This window comes from Pseudomonas sp. LBUM1666 (assembly GCF_059695775.1).
This window is the reverse complement of the sequence record NZ_CP166789.1, coordinates 5281851-5297981: the sequence shown is the minus strand read 5'-3', so window position 1 is coordinate 5297981 and position 16131 is coordinate 5281851. Positions and strand designations below refer to the sequence as shown.

Annotated in this window: 10 protein-coding genes, 2 tRNA genes and 3 rRNA genes; 14 read left to right on the top strand and 1 reads right to left on the bottom strand. The window is 55.0% G+C overall.

Annotated features, from left to right (window positions below):
- Nucleotides 1-84: 84 nt before the first annotated feature.
- From mrcB to ACA056_RS24390, 3 genes are read left to right on the top strand one after another with little or no spacing between them, the layout of a single operon-like run.
- On the top strand, nt 85-2409 hold the full coding sequence (gene mrcB, locus ACA056_RS24400; protein WP_497268354.1) for a penicillin-binding protein 1B: 2325 nt from the start codon (nt 85-87) through the stop codon (nt 2407-2409).
- Nucleotides 2410-2425: 16 nt separating this feature from the next.
- Nucleotides 2426-3145, top strand: coding sequence for a tetratricopeptide repeat protein (locus ACA056_RS24395; RefSeq protein ID WP_497268352.1), 720 nt, complete (start codon nt 2426-2428; stop codon nt 3143-3145).
- Nucleotides 3145-3480 (top strand): YqcC family protein, encoded by a 336-nt coding sequence (locus ACA056_RS24390; protein WP_309675136.1) that lies wholly within the window; start codon nt 3145-3147, stop codon nt 3478-3480. The genes ACA056_RS24395 and ACA056_RS24390 overlap by 1 nt, the downstream gene beginning before the upstream one ends.
- 17 nt (nt 3481-3497) lie before the next feature.
- Here the strand turns inward: ACA056_RS24390 and ACA056_RS24385 are convergent, their stop codons facing one another.
- Nucleotides 3498-3920, bottom strand: a complete 423-nt coding sequence (locus tag ACA056_RS24385; protein ID WP_497268350.1) for a DUF4124 domain-containing protein — start codon at nt 3918-3920, stop codon at nt 3498-3500.
- Between the two features lie 400 nt (nt 3921-4320).
- Between ACA056_RS24385 and ACA056_RS24380 the strand changes: the two genes are divergently transcribed.
- From ACA056_RS24380 to rrf, 11 genes are all read left to right on the top strand, one after another.
- The gene (locus tag ACA056_RS24380) at nt 4321-6045 is read left to right on the top strand and encodes an acetolactate synthase 3 large subunit (protein WP_497268348.1); all 1725 of its coding nucleotides are present in this window, start codon (nt 4321-4323) and stop codon (nt 6043-6045) included.
- A 2-nt stretch (nt 6046-6047) separates the two neighbouring features.
- On the top strand, nt 6048-6539 hold the full coding sequence (ilvN, locus tag ACA056_RS24375; protein WP_003176102.1) for an acetolactate synthase small subunit: 492 nt from the start codon (nt 6048-6050) through the stop codon (nt 6537-6539).
- A gap of 56 nt (nt 6540-6595) precedes the next feature.
- Nucleotides 6596-7612, top strand: a complete 1017-nt coding sequence (gene ilvC, locus ACA056_RS24370; protein WP_007948647.1) for a ketol-acid reductoisomerase — start codon at nt 6596-6598, stop codon at nt 7610-7612.
- A gap of 144 nt (nt 7613-7756) precedes the next feature.
- Nucleotides 7757-8611 (top strand): CDP-diacylglycerol--serine O-phosphatidyltransferase, encoded by an 855-nt coding sequence (pssA, locus tag ACA056_RS24365; protein ID WP_008156794.1) that lies wholly within the window; start codon nt 7757-7759, stop codon nt 8609-8611.
- Nucleotides 8612-8669: 58 nt separating this feature from the next.
- Entirely contained in the window at nt 8670-9683 is a 1014-nt protein-coding gene (gene msrP, locus ACA056_RS24360; protein ID WP_497268345.1) for a protein-methionine-sulfoxide reductase catalytic subunit MsrP, read from the top strand.
- A complete protein-coding gene (msrQ, locus tag ACA056_RS24355; RefSeq protein WP_140681143.1) occupies nt 9683-10303 on the top strand; it encodes a protein-methionine-sulfoxide reductase heme-binding subunit MsrQ in 621 nt (206 codons plus the stop codon). Before msrP ends, msrQ begins: the two co-directional genes overlap by 1 nt.
- A 544-nt stretch (nt 10304-10847) precedes the next feature.
- Nucleotides 10848-12386: ribosomal RNA gene (locus tag ACA056_RS24350) — 16S ribosomal RNA — on the top strand.
- A 161-nt stretch (nt 12387-12547) separates the two neighbouring features.
- Nucleotides 12548-12624, top strand: a tRNA-Ile gene (locus tag ACA056_RS24345).
- 27 nt (nt 12625-12651) lie between these two features.
- Nucleotides 12652-12727: transfer RNA gene (locus ACA056_RS24340), tRNA-Ala, on the top strand.
- 236 nt (nt 12728-12963) lie between these two features.
- A 23S ribosomal RNA gene (locus ACA056_RS24335) occupies nt 12964-15855 on the top strand.
- Between the two features lie 158 nt (nt 15856-16013).
- Nucleotides 16014-16129: ribosomal RNA gene (rrf, locus tag ACA056_RS24330) — 5S ribosomal RNA — on the top strand.
- The 16S, 23S and 5S rRNA genes sit together here with 2 tRNA genes alongside, the layout of an rRNA operon.
- Nucleotides 16130-16131 lie beyond the last annotated feature (2 nt).

The following is a 16131-nucleotide window of genomic DNA, read 5'->3' as shown; positions in this document are numbered from 1 at the left end:
CCGTCATTATGGCCGCAAGTCCGTCTGACGCAAACCTCGGAGGGCTCCTGTTGAGTATGAATAAAGTGCGTATAATCCGCCGCCATGACTCGTACTCGATCCCCCCGCACCCCAAAAAAACCACCTTCCAAGGGCCTGCGCCCCTGGCTGGGCTGGGCCCTTAAACTCAGTCTGGTCGGCCTTGTGGTGCTGGCCGGGTTCGCGGTTTACCTCGACGCGATCGTCCAGGAGAAGTTCTCCGGCAAACGCTGGACCATCCCGGCCAAGGTGTACGCGCGCCCGCTGGAGCTGTTCGTCGGACAAAAGCTCAGCAAGGACGATTTTCTGACCGAACTCGATGCCTTGGGCTATCGACGCGAAAGCGTGAGCAATGGACCCGGCGCGGCGGCGGTCAGCGGCAATACCGTCGACTTGAATACCCGTGGCTTCCAGTTCTATGAAGGCATGGAGCAAGCGCAACCAGTACGGGTGCGTTTCTCTGGCGACTACGTGGCCGAACTTTCGGCGACCAACGGTTCGAAACTCTCTGTGGTGCGGTTGGAACCGCTACTGATTGGCGGGATTTACCCGAAAAATCTCGAAGATCGCATTTTGATCAAAATTGATCAGGTCCCGCCGTATTTGCTGGAAACTCTGGTCGCTGTGGAAGACCGGGATTTCTACAGCCACTGGGGCGTGTCGCCCAAGTCGATTGCCCGAGCCGTCTATGTCAACACCTCTGGCGGCAAGATGACCCAGGGCGGCAGTACGCTGACGCAACAATTGGTCAAGAATTTCTATCTGACCAGCGAACGCAGCCTGACCCGTAAACTCACCGAAGCCATGATGGCGATGTTGCTGGAGCTGCATTACGACAAACGAGAAATTCTTGAGGCTTACCTCAATGAAGTGTTCGTCGGTCAGGATGGGCAGCGCGCGGTGCACGGTTTCGGCTTGGCAAGCCAGTTTTTCTTCGGGCAGCCGTTGTCTGAACTGAAGCTGCATCAAGTCGCGATGCTGGTGGGCATGGTCAAGGGGCCGTCCTATTACAACCCGCGTCGCAACCCTGAACGAGCGCTTGAGCGGCGCAATCTCGTGCTCGATGTACTTGAGCAACAGGGCGTTGCCACCGCCGAGCAAGTCGCTGCCGCGAAGAAAATGCCACTGGGTGTGACGACTCGCGGCAAGCTCGCCGACAGCTCGTTTCCTGGTTTCCTCGATCTGGTCAAACGTCAGCTGCGCGAAGACTATCGCGACGAAGACTTGACCGAGGAAGGTCTGCGGATCTTCACCAGTTTCGACCCGATCCTGCAGATGAAAGCCGAGGCGTCGGTCAACGACACCTTCAAGAGACTCTCCGGGCGCAAGGGTTCCGATGAGGTTGAAGCGGCCATGGTCGTGACCAACCCGGAAACCGGTGAAGTCCAGGCCATGATTGGCAGTCGTCAGGCAGGTTTTGCCGGCTTCAACCGTGCGCTGGATGCTGTACGACCGATCGGTTCTTTGATCAAACCGGCGGTTTATCTGACAGCCCTTGAGAAGCCGAGCCAGTACACCTTGACCAGTTGGCTGTCGGACGATTCCTTCTCGGTCAAAGGCGCGGACGGTCAAGTCTGGAAGCCGCAGAACTACGATCGCCGTTCCCATGGCACCGTATTTCTGTATCAGGGCCTGGCACATTCCTACAACCTGTCGACCGCGCGTCTCGGGTTGGCGGTGGGCGTACCGAATGTCTTGAAGACCCTGGCACGTCTCGGTGTGAGTCGCGAATTTCCGGCGTTCCCGTCGATGTTGCTGGGTGCTGGCGGTCTGACCCCGATCGAAGTAGCGACCATGTACCAGACCCTGGCCAACGGTGGTTTCAATACGCCGATGCGCGGGATCCGCAGCGTACTGACCGCTGAAGGCGAACCGCTCAAGCGTTATCCGTTCCAGATTCAACAACGTTTCGATCCGGCCTCCATTTACCTGGTCCAGAGCGCCATGCAGCGGGTCATGCGTGAAGGTACCGGTAGTTCTGTTTACAACGTGTTGCCGAAAACCCTGACCCTGGCCGGCAAGACCGGCACCAGTAACGATTCGCGGGACAGCTGGTTTGCCGGTTTCAGTCAGGACTTGCTGGCAGTGGTCTGGCTGGGTCGCGATGACAACGGCAAGACTCCGTTCACCGGTGCCACCGGTGCGTTGCAGGTCTGGACCAGTTTCATGCGCAAGGCCGATCCGTTGCCGCTGGACATGCCGCAGCCAGACAACATTGTTCAGGCCTGGGTCGATTCGCGTACCGGACAAGGCTCTGATGCCAACTGCCCAGGTGCGGTGCAGATGCCGTATATTCGCGGCAGCGAACCGCCTCCCGGTGCCGCTTGCGGTGGCGAAAGCCCTGTTTCCGGCGAAACGGTGATGGATTGGGTCAAGGGCTGGATGAATTAAGCAAAGAGGGTTTCAAGTGAACAAGTGGTTGATTCCAGCGGTTACCGCCGTGGCTTTGCTCAGCGGTTGCTCCTCCGTACAACGCGGGTCGATTCCGGTTGTGGATTCCGGTAGCGCCGTTTCGAACAGTGAACGGGTTTCGGCGAATGGCGGTTTCCGTCAGACGACGACCAAACGTCCTGCGCAAGCCCAGGCTCAGGCGATTCCACAAGGTGATACCGGCGTCGTCGTGATGGTGCCAGGTGGCGGCGCAGTGACGTCGGCACCGATCAGCACTGCGCCGATCACGCCAGGCCCGATCGATACCTCGCCGGTTCAGTCGGCACCGATCAATCAGGGCAGCTACAGCATGCCGTCGACGCCGAGCGGGATTCCTTCGGCGAACTCTGGTGGCTTGTCTGCCGATGAGCAATTGGACGGTCCGGTTCTGGCCTTGCTGACTACCGCTCAGCAGCAACAGGCGAGCGGTGATCTCAACGGTGCTTCCTCCAGCCTCGAGCGCGCCCAGCGTGTTGCGCCGCGTGAGCCGCAAGTGCTTTATCGTCTGGCTCAGGTGCGTATGGCTCAAGGCGATGCGCCACAAGCCGAGCAGTTTGCTCGTCGTGGCCTGACCTTCGCCAACGGTCGTCCGGCACTTCAGGCCAGCCTGTGGGGGTTGATCGCTCAGGTGCGTGAGAAACAGGGTGATTCTGCTGGCGCAGCATTGGCCCGTCAGAAGGCCAAGGTTTCGCTGTGATGGATGCACGCTTTCCGAAGATTGCCGAACAGTTGCTATTGATCGAGCGCGAGCTGCGGGTTCAGGGTTGGTGGGACGAGGTCTCGCCCTCCGCCGAAGCGCTTTCCAGTGTCGAACCATTCTCGGTCGATACGCTGGATTTCGAGCAGTGGCTGCAATGGATCTTCCTTCCGCGGATGAAGGCGATCCTCGAGCAGGATCTGCCCTTGCCAAACGCTTCGGGAATTCAGGAGATGGCCGAAATGGTCTTCGCCGCCCGTAATGTTCAGGGCAAGGATCGGCAGTTGCAGGTGCTGCTCAAAGAGTTTGATCTACTGATCACCGCCTCTCGCTGAATCAGAACTGCCAGTGTCTACTGGCAGTTATCCGCAATCTGTTTCTGTGCTTCGCTAATGCGCTCCTGCCGCTGCTGGTCGGTCAGGCGGCGCATCTCGCCTTCGACATCCTCCCGTATTCGCGGATTGTTCTGCAGTTGAGCCAGGTTCGTCCGCGCCTGTTCGCAGAATTCCTTTAGCTGGGCTTGCTGCTCGGTGACCTGCTTTTTAACTTTATTGTCGATAGCCTGTTGATCACCAATGGTCCCGCTGCTTGGCGGCGGGGGCTGGTTGCTGGCAGGCGAGGAGGGCGTGACCACGGTGGTGGCTTCCTGGCCTTGGGGCGGCTGGGCGTCAAAGTGGGTAACGCCCTGGGCATCGACCCATTTGTAGATCTGAGCGGCCATGCACAAAGGGCTGATGCCAATCAGCAGGCTGACGGTCAGGAAAAACGTTCGCATGCCATTTCCTTGTATTGGGTTGCGCAATTGAAGCTAACACAGTTGCTGTTTAGCGGTTTTTTCTTGCTTTCTCATGTGCTTAGTTCAATAAAGCACATAGACGACTTGACTTGGAGAGGACGAAACAGAAGAATCCAAAGTCCGCTGTAGAGGGACTGCCAGAAGCAGGCCCGCTCAGCAGATCATGAGGCGCACATCCGCGCCGACCTGTTACACCCGCAACGCGTTACCTCGCGCTGGGTGGGAAAGGCCCGCAACACTTGGGACGATCCCAATACTTGCTCAGTCAGTGCTGACGTAGTCGGCGACCACCGTCGCTCATGCTCTGCTGAGAAGTAAACCTATTAAGACCCGTCCTCTTTTATGTGGGCGGTATTCTGGCGTTTTAGAGGTGAACAACGTGGAGCTTTTATCTGGCGGTGAGATGCTCGTCCGCTTTTTGCGTGACGAAGGCGTCAAATATATCTACGGGTACCCGGGTGGTGCTCTTCTTCATGTTTACGATGCCCTGTTCAAAGAACCGGAAGTGACCCACATCCTGGTTCGTCACGAACAGGCTGCGACCCATATGGCTGACGGCTATGCCCGTGCCACCGGTAAAGCCGGTGTGGTACTGGTGACCTCCGGCCCGGGCGCAACCAACGCCATTACCGGTATTGCCACGGCCTACATGGACTCCATTCCGATGGTGGTCATTTCCGGCCAGGTGCCTAGCACCATGGTGGGCACCGATGCGTTCCAGGAAACCGACATGATCGGTATCTCCCGGCCGATCGTGAAGCACAGCTTCATGATCAAGCACGCGTCGGAAATCCCGGAAGTCATGAAGAAAGCGTTCTACCTGGCGCAATCCGGTCGTCCTGGTCCGGTCGTTGTCGATATCCCGAAAGACATGACCAATCCGGCCGAGAAGTTCGAATACATCTTCCCGAAAAAAGCCAAGCTGCGTTCCTACAGCCCGGCCGTTCGCGGTCACTCCGGGCAAATCCGCAAGGCAGCAGAAATGCTTCTGGCGGCCAAGCGTCCTGTGATGTACGCAGGTGGCGGTGTGATTCTTGGTGGCGGCTCCGCGCCGCTGACCGAGCTGGCGAAGATGCTCAACCTGCCAGTGACCAATACCCTGATGGGGCTGGGTGCCTACCCTGGCACCGACCGTCAGTTCATCGGCATGCTCGGCATGCACGGCAGCTACACCGCTAACCTGGCGATGCACCATGCCGACGTGATCCTTGCAGTTGGCGCTCGTTTCGACGACCGCGTGATCAACGGCCCGGCCAAGTTCTGCCCGAATGCCAAGATCATTCACATCGACATCGACCCGGCTTCTATCTCCAAGACCATCAAGGCAGACGTGCCTATCGTCGGTCCGGTCGAGAGCGTCCTGACCGAAATGGTCGCGATCCTCAAGGAAATCGGCGAGACCCCGAACAAGGAGTCCGTGGCCAGTTGGTGGAAGCAGGTTGATGAGTGGCGCGGCGAGCGCGGTCTGTTCCCTTACGACAAGGGCGACGGCAGCGTCATCAAGCCGCAGACCGTGATCGAAACCCTGTGCGAAGTGACCAAGGGCGATGCCTTTGTGGCCTCCGACGTGGGCCAGCACCAAATGTTTGCGGCGCAGTACTACACGTTCAACAAGCCGAACCGCTGGATCAACTCCGGTGGTCTGGGCACCATGGGCTTCGGTTTTCCGGCGGCCATGGGCATCAAGCTGAGCTTCCCGGATGACGACGTCGTCTGCGTGACGGGCGAGGGCAGTATCCAGATGAACATTCAGGAATTGTCCACCTGTCTGCAATATGGCTTGCCGGTGAAAATCGTCATCCTGAACAACGGTGTTCTGGGTATGGTTCGCCAGTGGCAAGACATGAGCTATGGTAGCCGTCACTCGCATTCCTACATGGAGTCGCTGCCTGATTTCGTCAAGTTGGCGGAGGCCTATGGTCACGTCGGCGTGCGCATCACCGACTCGAAAGACTTGAAGTCGAAGATGGAGGAAGCGTTTGCCATGAAAGATCGCCTGGTGATCATCGATGTTTCGGTCGACACCAGCGAGCACGTCTACCCGATGCAGATCAAAGACGGCTCCATGCGCGATATGTGGCTGAGCAAGACGGAGCGTACATAATCATGCGGCACATTATTTCCTTGCTTCTGGAAAACGAACCGGGTGCTCTGTCTCGTGTAGTCGGCCTGTTCTCGCAGCGCAACTACAACATCGAAAGCCTGACCGTGGCGCCTACCGAAGACCCGACTCTGTCGCGTCTGACGCTGACCACGGTTGGCCACGATGAAGTCATCGAGCAGATCACCAAGAACCTGAACAAGTTGATCGAAGTGGTCAAGCTGGTCGACCTGTCGGAGAGTGCTCACATCGAGCGCGAACTGATGCTGGTCAAGGTCAAGGCCACCGGCGCCCAGCGCGCCGAGATCAAACGCACTACCGATATTTATCGTGGGCAGATCGTCGATGTCAGCGCTAGCGTGTATACCGTTCAATTGACCGGTACCAGCGACAAGCTCGACAGCTTCATTCAGTCCATTGGCACCGCCTCGATTCTGGAAACCGTCCGCAGCGGCGTAACCGGTATTGCCCGCGGCGACAAAGTACTCAGCATCTAAACCAAATTAGCGAATGGCCTGAACGGCCTGGATATCTGGATATATAGGGGAATTTCATGAAAGTTTATTACGAAAAAGACTGCGACCTGTCGATCATCCAGGGCAAGAAAGTTGCCATCATCGGTTACGGTTCCCAGGGCCACGCTCAGGCGTGCAACCTGAAAGACTCCGGCGTTGACGTTACTGTTGGTCTGCGTAAAGGTTCGGCGACTGTTGCCAAAGCCGAAGCTCACGGCCTGAAAGTGACCGACGTTGCTTCCGCTGTAGCGGCTGCCGACCTTGTCATGATCCTGACCCCGGACGAGTTCCAGTCCGCTCTGTACAAGAACGAAATCGAGCCGAACATCAAGAAAGGCGCCACCCTGGCCTTCTCCCACGGCTTCGCGATCCACTACAACCAGGTTGTTCCGCGCGCTGACCTCGACGTGATCATGATCGCGCCGAAAGCTCCGGGTCACACCGTGCGTTCCGAGTTCGTCAAAGGCGGCGGTATTCCTGACCTGATCGCTATCTATCAGGATGCTTCCGGTAACGCCAAAAACGTTGCATTGTCCTACGCTGCTGGCGTTGGTGGCGGTCGTACCGGCATCATCGAAACCACCTTCAAGGACGAGACTGAAACCGACCTGTTCGGCGAGCAAGCCGTTCTGTGCGGCGGTACCGTTGAGCTGGTTAAAGCCGGTTTCGAAACCCTGGTTGAAGCTGGCTACGCGCCGGAAATGGCCTACTTCGAATGCCTGCACGAACTGAAACTGATCGTTGACCTCATGTACGAAGGCGGTATCGCCAACATGAACTACTCGATCTCCAACAACGCTGAATACGGCGAGTACGTGACCGGTCCGGAAGTGATCAACGCCGAATCCCGTCAGGCCATGCGCAACGCCCTGAAACGTATTCAGGACGGCGAATACGCCAAGATGTTCATCAGCGAAGGCGCTACCGGCTATCCTTCGATGACCGCCAAGCGTCGTAACAACGCCGCTCACGGTATCGAAATCATCGGCGAGCAACTGCGCTCCATGATGCCGTGGATCGGTGCCAACAAGATCGTCGACAAAGCTAAAAACTAAGTCGCGCACTTGTACGAAAAACGCGGCCTAGGCCGCGTTTTTTCGTTTGGGTGGCCGGTTCTGGTATAAAGCTGCATCGTTTGCGGCCGAACCGTCGTCCCAGACACCTGTCCAAACTTTCCACCCCGTTGCAAGGTAATGTCCATGAGCGAACGTCCCGAAGAGCCAAACCAGGCTTCTGACGCCGAAAGCCTGCTGCCCATCGATGAACACATCGAGGAAGGGCATGACGCTGAAGGTCGTAAAGTCCGGCATCGTGGTATCTATCTTCTGCCGAATTTGTTTACCACTGCGAATCTGTTCGCAGGGTTTTATTCCATCATCAACTCGATGAGCGCTCAGAGCGCCTTGAGTGCCGGTGATTCGATTGGTGCTAGCAAGTATTTTGCTTTTGCAGCGATCGCGATTTTTGTCGCGATGGTGCTCGATGGCCTCGATGGTCGCGTTGCCCGTATGACCAATACCCAGAGCGCCTTCGGTGCCGAGTACGACTCGCTGTCCGACATGGTCGCCTTTGGTGTCGCGCCAGCATTGCTGGCGTTCGGTTGGGCCTTGGGCGACATGGGTAAGGTCGGCTGGATGGTTGCCTTCATTTATGTAGCCGGTGCAGCGTTGCGTCTGGCGCGTTTCAATACCCAGGTTGGTACTGCGGACAAGCGCTACTTCATCGGTCTGGCCAGTCCGGCTGCTGCTGGTGTGGTTGCAGGCATTGTCTGGGCGTTCAGTGATTACGGCATTCAGGGCTCGAAGATGTCCTTCCTGGTTGCGCTGATGGTCGCTGCCGCCGGCATGCTGATGGTCAGCAACATCAAGTACAACAGCTTCAAGGAGCTGGATTTGAAGGGGCGTGTACCTTTCGTGGCTATCCTCGCGGTGGTGTTGGTGTTTGCCGTAGTGTTCAGTGATCCGCCGCGCATCCTGCTGCTGGTTTTCCTCGCTTATGCAGCCTCTGGCCCGGTTCAATATCTGTTACGTCTTCGTCGGCACAAAAACGCTTAGATTCCCTCATACTCCGCAGTCTATTGGTGCATCTGTTCTCCAATGCTGCGGAGTTGCCATGCTGATCAAAATTCCCAGAGCGTCTGACTGTCTTGAGTCGGATGTCACGCCAGAATCCCTCTATCTAACTCGCCGCAACGTACTGGGTGCCGCTGTTGCCGGTTTGGCTGTTAGCGGCTTGCCGCGTTGGGTCAGTGCTGCCGATGCTGCGCGTTATGCGGATGTCGAGCCTGGCAAGGCGCCTTCCTGGTTTGCCGAAAAACTGCCTGCTACCAAATGGGGGGCGGTCAACGTCAAGGATGAGGCGATCACGCCATTCAAGGACGCGACCCATTACAACAACTTCTATGAGTTCGGCACCGATAAAGGTGATCCTGCCGCCAACGCCGGCGCGCTGAAAACCGAACCTTGGAGTGTGGTGGTGGACGGGGAGGTGGGCAAGCCGGGACGGTACGCACTGGAAGACTTCATGAAGCCTTATCAGTTGGAGGAGCGTATTTACCGTCTTCGCTGTGTAGAGGCTTGGTCGATGGTCATTCCATGGATCGGATTTCCCATCTCGGCCTTGCTCAAGGAAGTTGAGCCGACGTCCAATGCCAAATTCATTCGCTTCGAAACTCTGGAAGATCCCAAGAGCATGCCCGGGCAACGTTCCGGTTTTGCCTTGATTGACTGGCCTTATGTGGAAGGGTTGCGCCTGGATGAGGCGATGAACCCGTTGGCGATTCTTGCCGTGGGTATGTACGGGCGGGAGTTGCCGAATCAGAACGGCGCGCCTCTGCGTTTGGTGGTCCCGTGGAAGTACGGCTTCAAGAGCATCAAATCCATCGTGCGGATCAGTCTGGTGAGTGAGCAGCCGAAAACCACCTGGCAGAGCATTGCCTCGGATGAGTATGGTTTTTATGCGAACGTAAATCCTGCGGTCGACCATCCGCGTTGGACTCAGGCGCGTGAGCGGCGTTTGCCGAGCGGGCTGTTCAAGCCCAATGTGCGGGACACGCAGATGTTCAATGGCTACTCGGATGAAGTCGCCTCTCTATATACAGGGCTCGATTTGCGGAAGAACTACTGATGCGATTTCCGTTTTGGCGAATTGGCGTCTTTATAGCTGCAGCGGTCTGGCCGCTGCTTTGGTTGTATCAGGCCTGGGAGGATGTGCTGGGGCCTGATCCGGGCAAGGTGCTGGTTGACCGGTTGGGGCTGGGGACGCTTGTCCTGCTGCTCATTACGTTAAGCATGACACCTGTGCAGAAGCTTACCGGTTGGGCGGGGTGGGTTGCTGTCCGGCGGCAACTGGGGCTGTGGTGCTTCGCTTATGTGGTTTTGCATTTGAGTGGGTATACGGCGTTCATCCTCGGCTTTGATTGGTCGCAGTTGGGTGTCGAGTTGCGCAAACGGCCGTACATTATTGTCGGGACGCTTGGGTTTCTGTGTTTATTGGCCTTGGCGGTGACCTCAAATCGCTATAGTCAGCGGCGTTTGGGTTCTAGCTGGAAGAAACTGCATCGTCTTGCCTATGTGGTTCTCGGGCTTGGATTGCTGCATATGTTGTGGATTGTGCGCGCTGATCTTAAGGAGTGGGCGGTTTACGCCTCTATAGGTGCATTGCTATTAGTGTTGCGACTACCCCCTGTAACCCGCCGAATCCCACGATTAATAGCCAAAAAGACACCTTCTGCACGAAAAGCGTAATTAAGGGTTGACGGCAGATTCTGGAAGTCTATAATTCGCCCCACTTCCGGCGCAGTCGAAACGGGAAACTCCTTGGTAAACAATGAGTTACGCAGTTTTCGACAGCGAGTTGTTTCAGGTCATCGAAGCCCAGAAGGAGTTGAAAGAGCGAGGTTGTTTGGCTCTTTTGACGATTCGATCTTCTCGGTCGAAAGCGGTGTAAAAGAGGTGTTGACAGCAGCGAGTAACGCTGTAGAATTCGCCTCCCGCTAACGAGAGATCGGAAGCGCAAGTGGTTGAAGTTGCAAAGGAAACTTTGAAAACTTCGAAAAATAACCGCTTGACAGCAACAGAGGCTGCTGTAGAATGCGCGCCTCGGTTGAGACGAAAGATCTTAACCAACCGCTCTTTAACAACTGAATCAAGCAATTCGTGTGGGTGCTTGTGGAGTCAGACTGATAGTCAACAAGATTATCAGCATCACAAGTTACTCCGCGAGAAATCAAAGATGTAACCAACGATTGCTGAGCCAAGTTTAGGGTTTCTTAAAAACCCAAAGATGTTTGAACTGAAGAGTTTGATCATGGCTCAGATTGAACGCTGGCGGCAGGCCTAACACATGCAAGTCGAGCGGCAGCACGGGTACTTGTACCTGGTGGCGAGCGGCGGACGGGTGAGTAATGCCTAGGAATCTGCCTGGTAGTGGGGGATAACGCTCGGAAACGGACGCTAATACCGCATACGTCCTACGGGAGAAAGCAGGGGACCTTCGGGCCTTGCGCTATCAGATGAGCCTAGGTCGGATTAGCTAGTTGGTGAGGTAATGGCTCACCAAGGCGACGATCCGTAACTGGTCTGAGAGGATGATCAGTCACACTGGAACTGAGACACGGTCCAGACTCCTACGGGAGGCAGCAGTGGGGAATATTGGACAATGGGCGAAAGCCTGATCCAGCCATGCCGCGTGTGTGAAGAAGGTCTTCGGATTGTAAAGCACTTTAAGTTGGGAGGAAGGGCATTTACCTAATACGTAAGTGTTTTGACGTTACCGACAGAATAAGCACCGGCTAACTCTGTGCCAGCAGCCGCGGTAATACAGAGGGTGCAAGCGTTAATCGGAATTACTGGGCGTAAAGCGCGCGTAGGTGGTTTGTTAAGTTGGATGTGAAATCCCCGGGCTCAACCTGGGAACTGCATTCAAAACTGACAAGCTAGAGTATGGTAGAGGGTGGTGGAATTTCCTGTGTAGCGGTGAAATGCGTAGATATAGGAAGGAACACCAGTGGCGAAGGCGACCACCTGGACTGATACTGACACTGAGGTGCGAAAGCGTGGGGAGCAAACAGGATTAGATACCCTGGTAGTCCACGCCGTAAACGATGTCAACTAGCCGTTGGGAGCCTTGAGCTCTTAGTGGCGCAGCTAACGCATTAAGTTGACCGCCTGGGGAGTACGGCCGCAAGGTTAAAACTCAAATGAATTGACGGGGGCCCGCACAAGCGGTGGAGCATGTGGTTTAATTCGAAGCAACGCGAAGAACCTTACCAGGCCTTGACATCCAATGAACTTTCCAGAGATGGATTGGTGCCTTCGGGAACATTGAGACAGGTGCTGCATGGCTGTCGTCAGCTCGTGTCGTGAGATGTTGGGTTAAGTCCCGTAACGAGCGCAACCCTTGTCCTTAGTTACCAGCACGTAATGGTGGGCACTCTAAGGAGACTGCCGGTGACAAACCGGAGGAAGGTGGGGATGACGTCAAGTCATCATGGCCCTTACGGCCTGGGCTACACACGTGCTACAATGGTCGGTACAGAGGGTTGCCAAGCCGCGAGGTGGAGCTAATCCCAGAAAACCGATCGTAGTCCGGATCGCAGTCTGCAACTCGACTGCGTGAAGTCGGAATCGCTAGTAATCGCGAATCAGAATGTCGCGGTGAATACGTTCCCGGGCCTTGTACACACCGCCCGTCACACCATGGGAGTGGGTTGCACCAGAAGTAGCTAGTCTAACCTTCGGGAGGACGGTTACCACGGTGTGATTCATGACTGGGGTGAAGTCGTAACAAGGTAGCCGTAGGGGAACCTGCGGCTGGATCACCTCCTTAATCGACGACATCAGCTGCTCCATAAGCTCCCACACGAATTGCTTGATTCATTGAAGAAGACGATAAGAAGCAGCCCTAACAGGTTGTAGCTTAGTTGGTTGGAGCGCACCCCATGCTCTGTGGTAAAGAGCAGGGTGAGGTCGGCCTTAAAGCTCGAAATTGGGTCTGTAGCTCAGTTGGTTAGAGCGCACCCCTGATAAGGGTGAGGTCGGCAGTTCGAATCTGCCCAGACCCACCAATTTTGTGTGGGAACCTGTAGAAATACGGGGCCATAGCTCAGCTGGGAGAGCGCCTGCCTTGCACGCAGGAGGTCAACGGTTCGATCCCGTTTGGCTCCACCACTACTGCTTCTGTTTGTTGAAAGCTTAGAAATGAGCATTCCATCGCACGATGGTGAATGTTGATTTCTAGTCTTTGGATTAGATCGTTCTTTAAAAATTTGGGTATGTGATAGAAAGATAGACTGAACGTTACTTTCACTGGTAACGGATCAGGCTAAGGTAAAATTTGTGAGTTAAATTGCGAATTTTCGGCGAATGTCGTCTTCACAGTATAACCAGATTGCTTGGGGTTATATGGTCAAGTGAAGAAGCGCATACGGTGGATGCCTTGGCAGTCAGAGGCGATGAAAGACGTGGTAGCCTGCGAAAAGCTTCGGGGAGTCGGCAAACAGACTTTGATCCGGAGATGTCTGAATGGGGGAACCCAGCCATCATAAGATGGTTATCTTAAGCTGAATACATAGGCTTAAGAGGCGAACCAGGGGAACTGAAACATCTAAGTACCCTGAGGAAAAGAAATCAACCGAGATTCCCTTAGTAGTGGCGAGCGAACGGGGACTAGCCCTTAAGTGGCTTTGAGATTAGCGGAACGCTCTGGAAAGTGCGGCCATAGTGGGTGATAGCCCTGTACGCGAAAATCTCTTAGTCATGAAATCGAGTAGGACGGAGCACGAGAAACTTTGTCTGAATATGGGGGGACCATCCTCCAAGGCTAAATACTACTGACTGACCGATAGTGAACTAGTACCGTGAGGGAAAGGCGAAAAGAACCCCGGAGAGGGGAGTGAAATAGATCCTGAAACCGTATGCGTACAAGCAGTGGGAGCCCACTTTGTTGGGTGACTGCGTACCTTTTGTATAATGGGTCAGCGACTTATTTTCAGTGGCGAGCTTAACCGAATAGGGGAGGCGTAGCGAAAGCGAGTCTTAATAGGGCGTCTAGTCGCTGGGAATAGACCCGAAACCGGGCGATCTATCCATGGGCAGGTTGAAGGTTGGGTAACACTAACTGGAGGACCGAACCGACTACCGTTGAAAAGTTAGCGGATGACCTGTGGATCGGAGTGAAAGGCTAATCAAGCTCGGAGATAGCTGGTTCTCCTCGAAAGCTATTTAGGTAGCGCCTCATGTATCACTGTAGGGGGTAGAGCACTGTTTCGGCTAGGGGGTCATCCCGACTTACCAAACCGATGCAAACTCCGAATACCTACAAGTGCCGAGCATGGGAGACACACGGCGGGTGCTAACGTCCGTCGTGAAAAGGGAAACAACCCAGACCGTCAGCTAAGGTCCCAAAGTTATGGTTAAGTGGGAAACGATGTGGGAAGGCTTAGACAGCTAGGAGGTTGGCTTAGAAGCAGCCACCCTTTAAAGAAAGCGTAATAGCTCACTAGTCGAGTCGGCCTGCGCGGAAGATGTAACGGGGCTCAAACCATACACCGAAGCTACGGGTATCACTTAGGTGATGCGGTAGAGGAGCGTTCTGTAAGCCTGTGAAGGTGAGTTGAGAAGCTTGCTGGAGGTATCAGAAGTGCGAATGCTGACATGAGTAACGACAATGGGTGTGAAAAACACCCACGCCGAAAGACCAAGGTTTCCTGCGCAACGTTAATCGACGCAGGGTTAGTCGGTCCCTAAGGCGAGGCTGAAAAGCGTAGTCGATGGAAAACAGGTTAATATTCCTGTACTTCTGGTTATTGCGATGGAGGGACGGAGAAGGCTAGGCCAGCTTGGCGTTGGTTGTCCAAGTTTAAGGTGGTAGGCTGGAATCTTAGGTAAATCCGGGATTCTAAGGCCGAGAGCTGATGACGAGTTACCCTTTGGGTGACGAAGTGGTTGATGCCATGCTTCCAAGAAAAGCTTCTAAGCTTCAGGTAACCAGGAACCGTACCCCAAACCGACACAGGTGGTTGGGTAGAGAATACCAAGGCGCTTGAGAGAACTCGGGTGAAGGAACTAGGCAAAATGGCACCGTAACTTCGGGAGAAGGTGCGCCGGTGAGGGTGAAGCATTTACTGCGTAAGCCCATGCCGGTCGAAGATACCAGGCCGCTGCGACTGTTTATTAAAAACACAGCACTCTGCAAACACGAAAGTGGACGTATAGGGTGTGACGCCTGCCCGGTGCCGGAAGGTTAATTGATGGGGTTAGCTAACGCGAAGCTCTTGATCGAAGCCCCGGTAAACGGCGGCCGTAACTATAACGGTCCTAAGGTAGCGAAATTCCTTGTCGGGTAAGTTCCGACCTGCACGAATGGCGTAACGATGGCGGCGCTGTCTCCACCCGAGACTCAGTGAAATTGAAATCGCTGTGAAGATGCAGTGTATCCGCGGCTAGACGGAAAGACCCCGTGAACCTTTACTATAGCTTTGCACTGGACTTTGAATTTGCTTGTGTAGGATAGGTGGGAGGCTTTGAAGCGTGGACGCCAGTTCGCGTGGAGCCAACCTTGAAATACCACCCTGGCAACTTTGAGGTTCTAACTCAGGTCCGTTATCCGGATCGAGGACAGTGTATGGTGGGTAGTTTGACTGGGGCGGTCTCCTCCTAAAGAGTAACGGAGGAGTACGAAGGTGCGCTCAGACCGGTCGGAAATCGGTCGTAGAGTATAAAGGCAAAAGCGCGCTTGACTGCGAGACAGACACGTCGAGCAGGTACGAAAGTAGGTCTTAGTGATCCGGTGGTTCTGTATGGAAGGGCCATCGCTCAACGGATAAAAGGTACTCCGGGGATAACAGGCTGATACCGCCCAAGAGTTCATATCGACGGCGGTGTTTGGCACCTCGATGTCGGCTCATCACATCCTGGGGCTGAAGCCGGTCCCAAGGGTATGGCTGTTCGCCATTTAAAGTGGTACGCGAGCTGGGTTTAGAACGTCGTGAGACAGTTCGGTCCCTATCTGCCGTGGACGTTTGAGATTTGAGAGGGGCTGCTCCTAGTACGAGAGGACCGGAGTGGACGAACCTCTGGTGTTCCGGTTGTCACGCCAGTGGCATTGCCGGGTAGCTATGTTCGGAATAGATAACCGCTGAAAGCATCTAAGCGGGAAACTAGCCTCAAGATGAGATCTCACTGGGACCTTGAGTCCCCTGAAGGGCCGTCGAAGACTACGACGTTGATAGGTTGGGTGTGTAAGCGCTGTGAGGCGTTGAGCTAACCAATACTAATTGCCCGTGAGGCTTGACCATATAACACCCAAGCAATTTGTGAACTCGAAAGAGGCCAGATTGCGGTGTGTGAAGACGAAACGAACCGAAAGTTCGAGATACTCACAAAACACCGAAAGCTATCACATACCCAATTTGCTGAAGCGAGGCCAGCTGGCCACGACTCAGTACCCGAATTTCTTGACGACCATAGAGCATTGGAACCACCTGATCCCATCCCGAACTCAGCAGTGAAACGATGCATCGCCGATGGTAGTGTGGGGTTTCCCCATGTGAGAGTAGGTCATCGTCAAGATT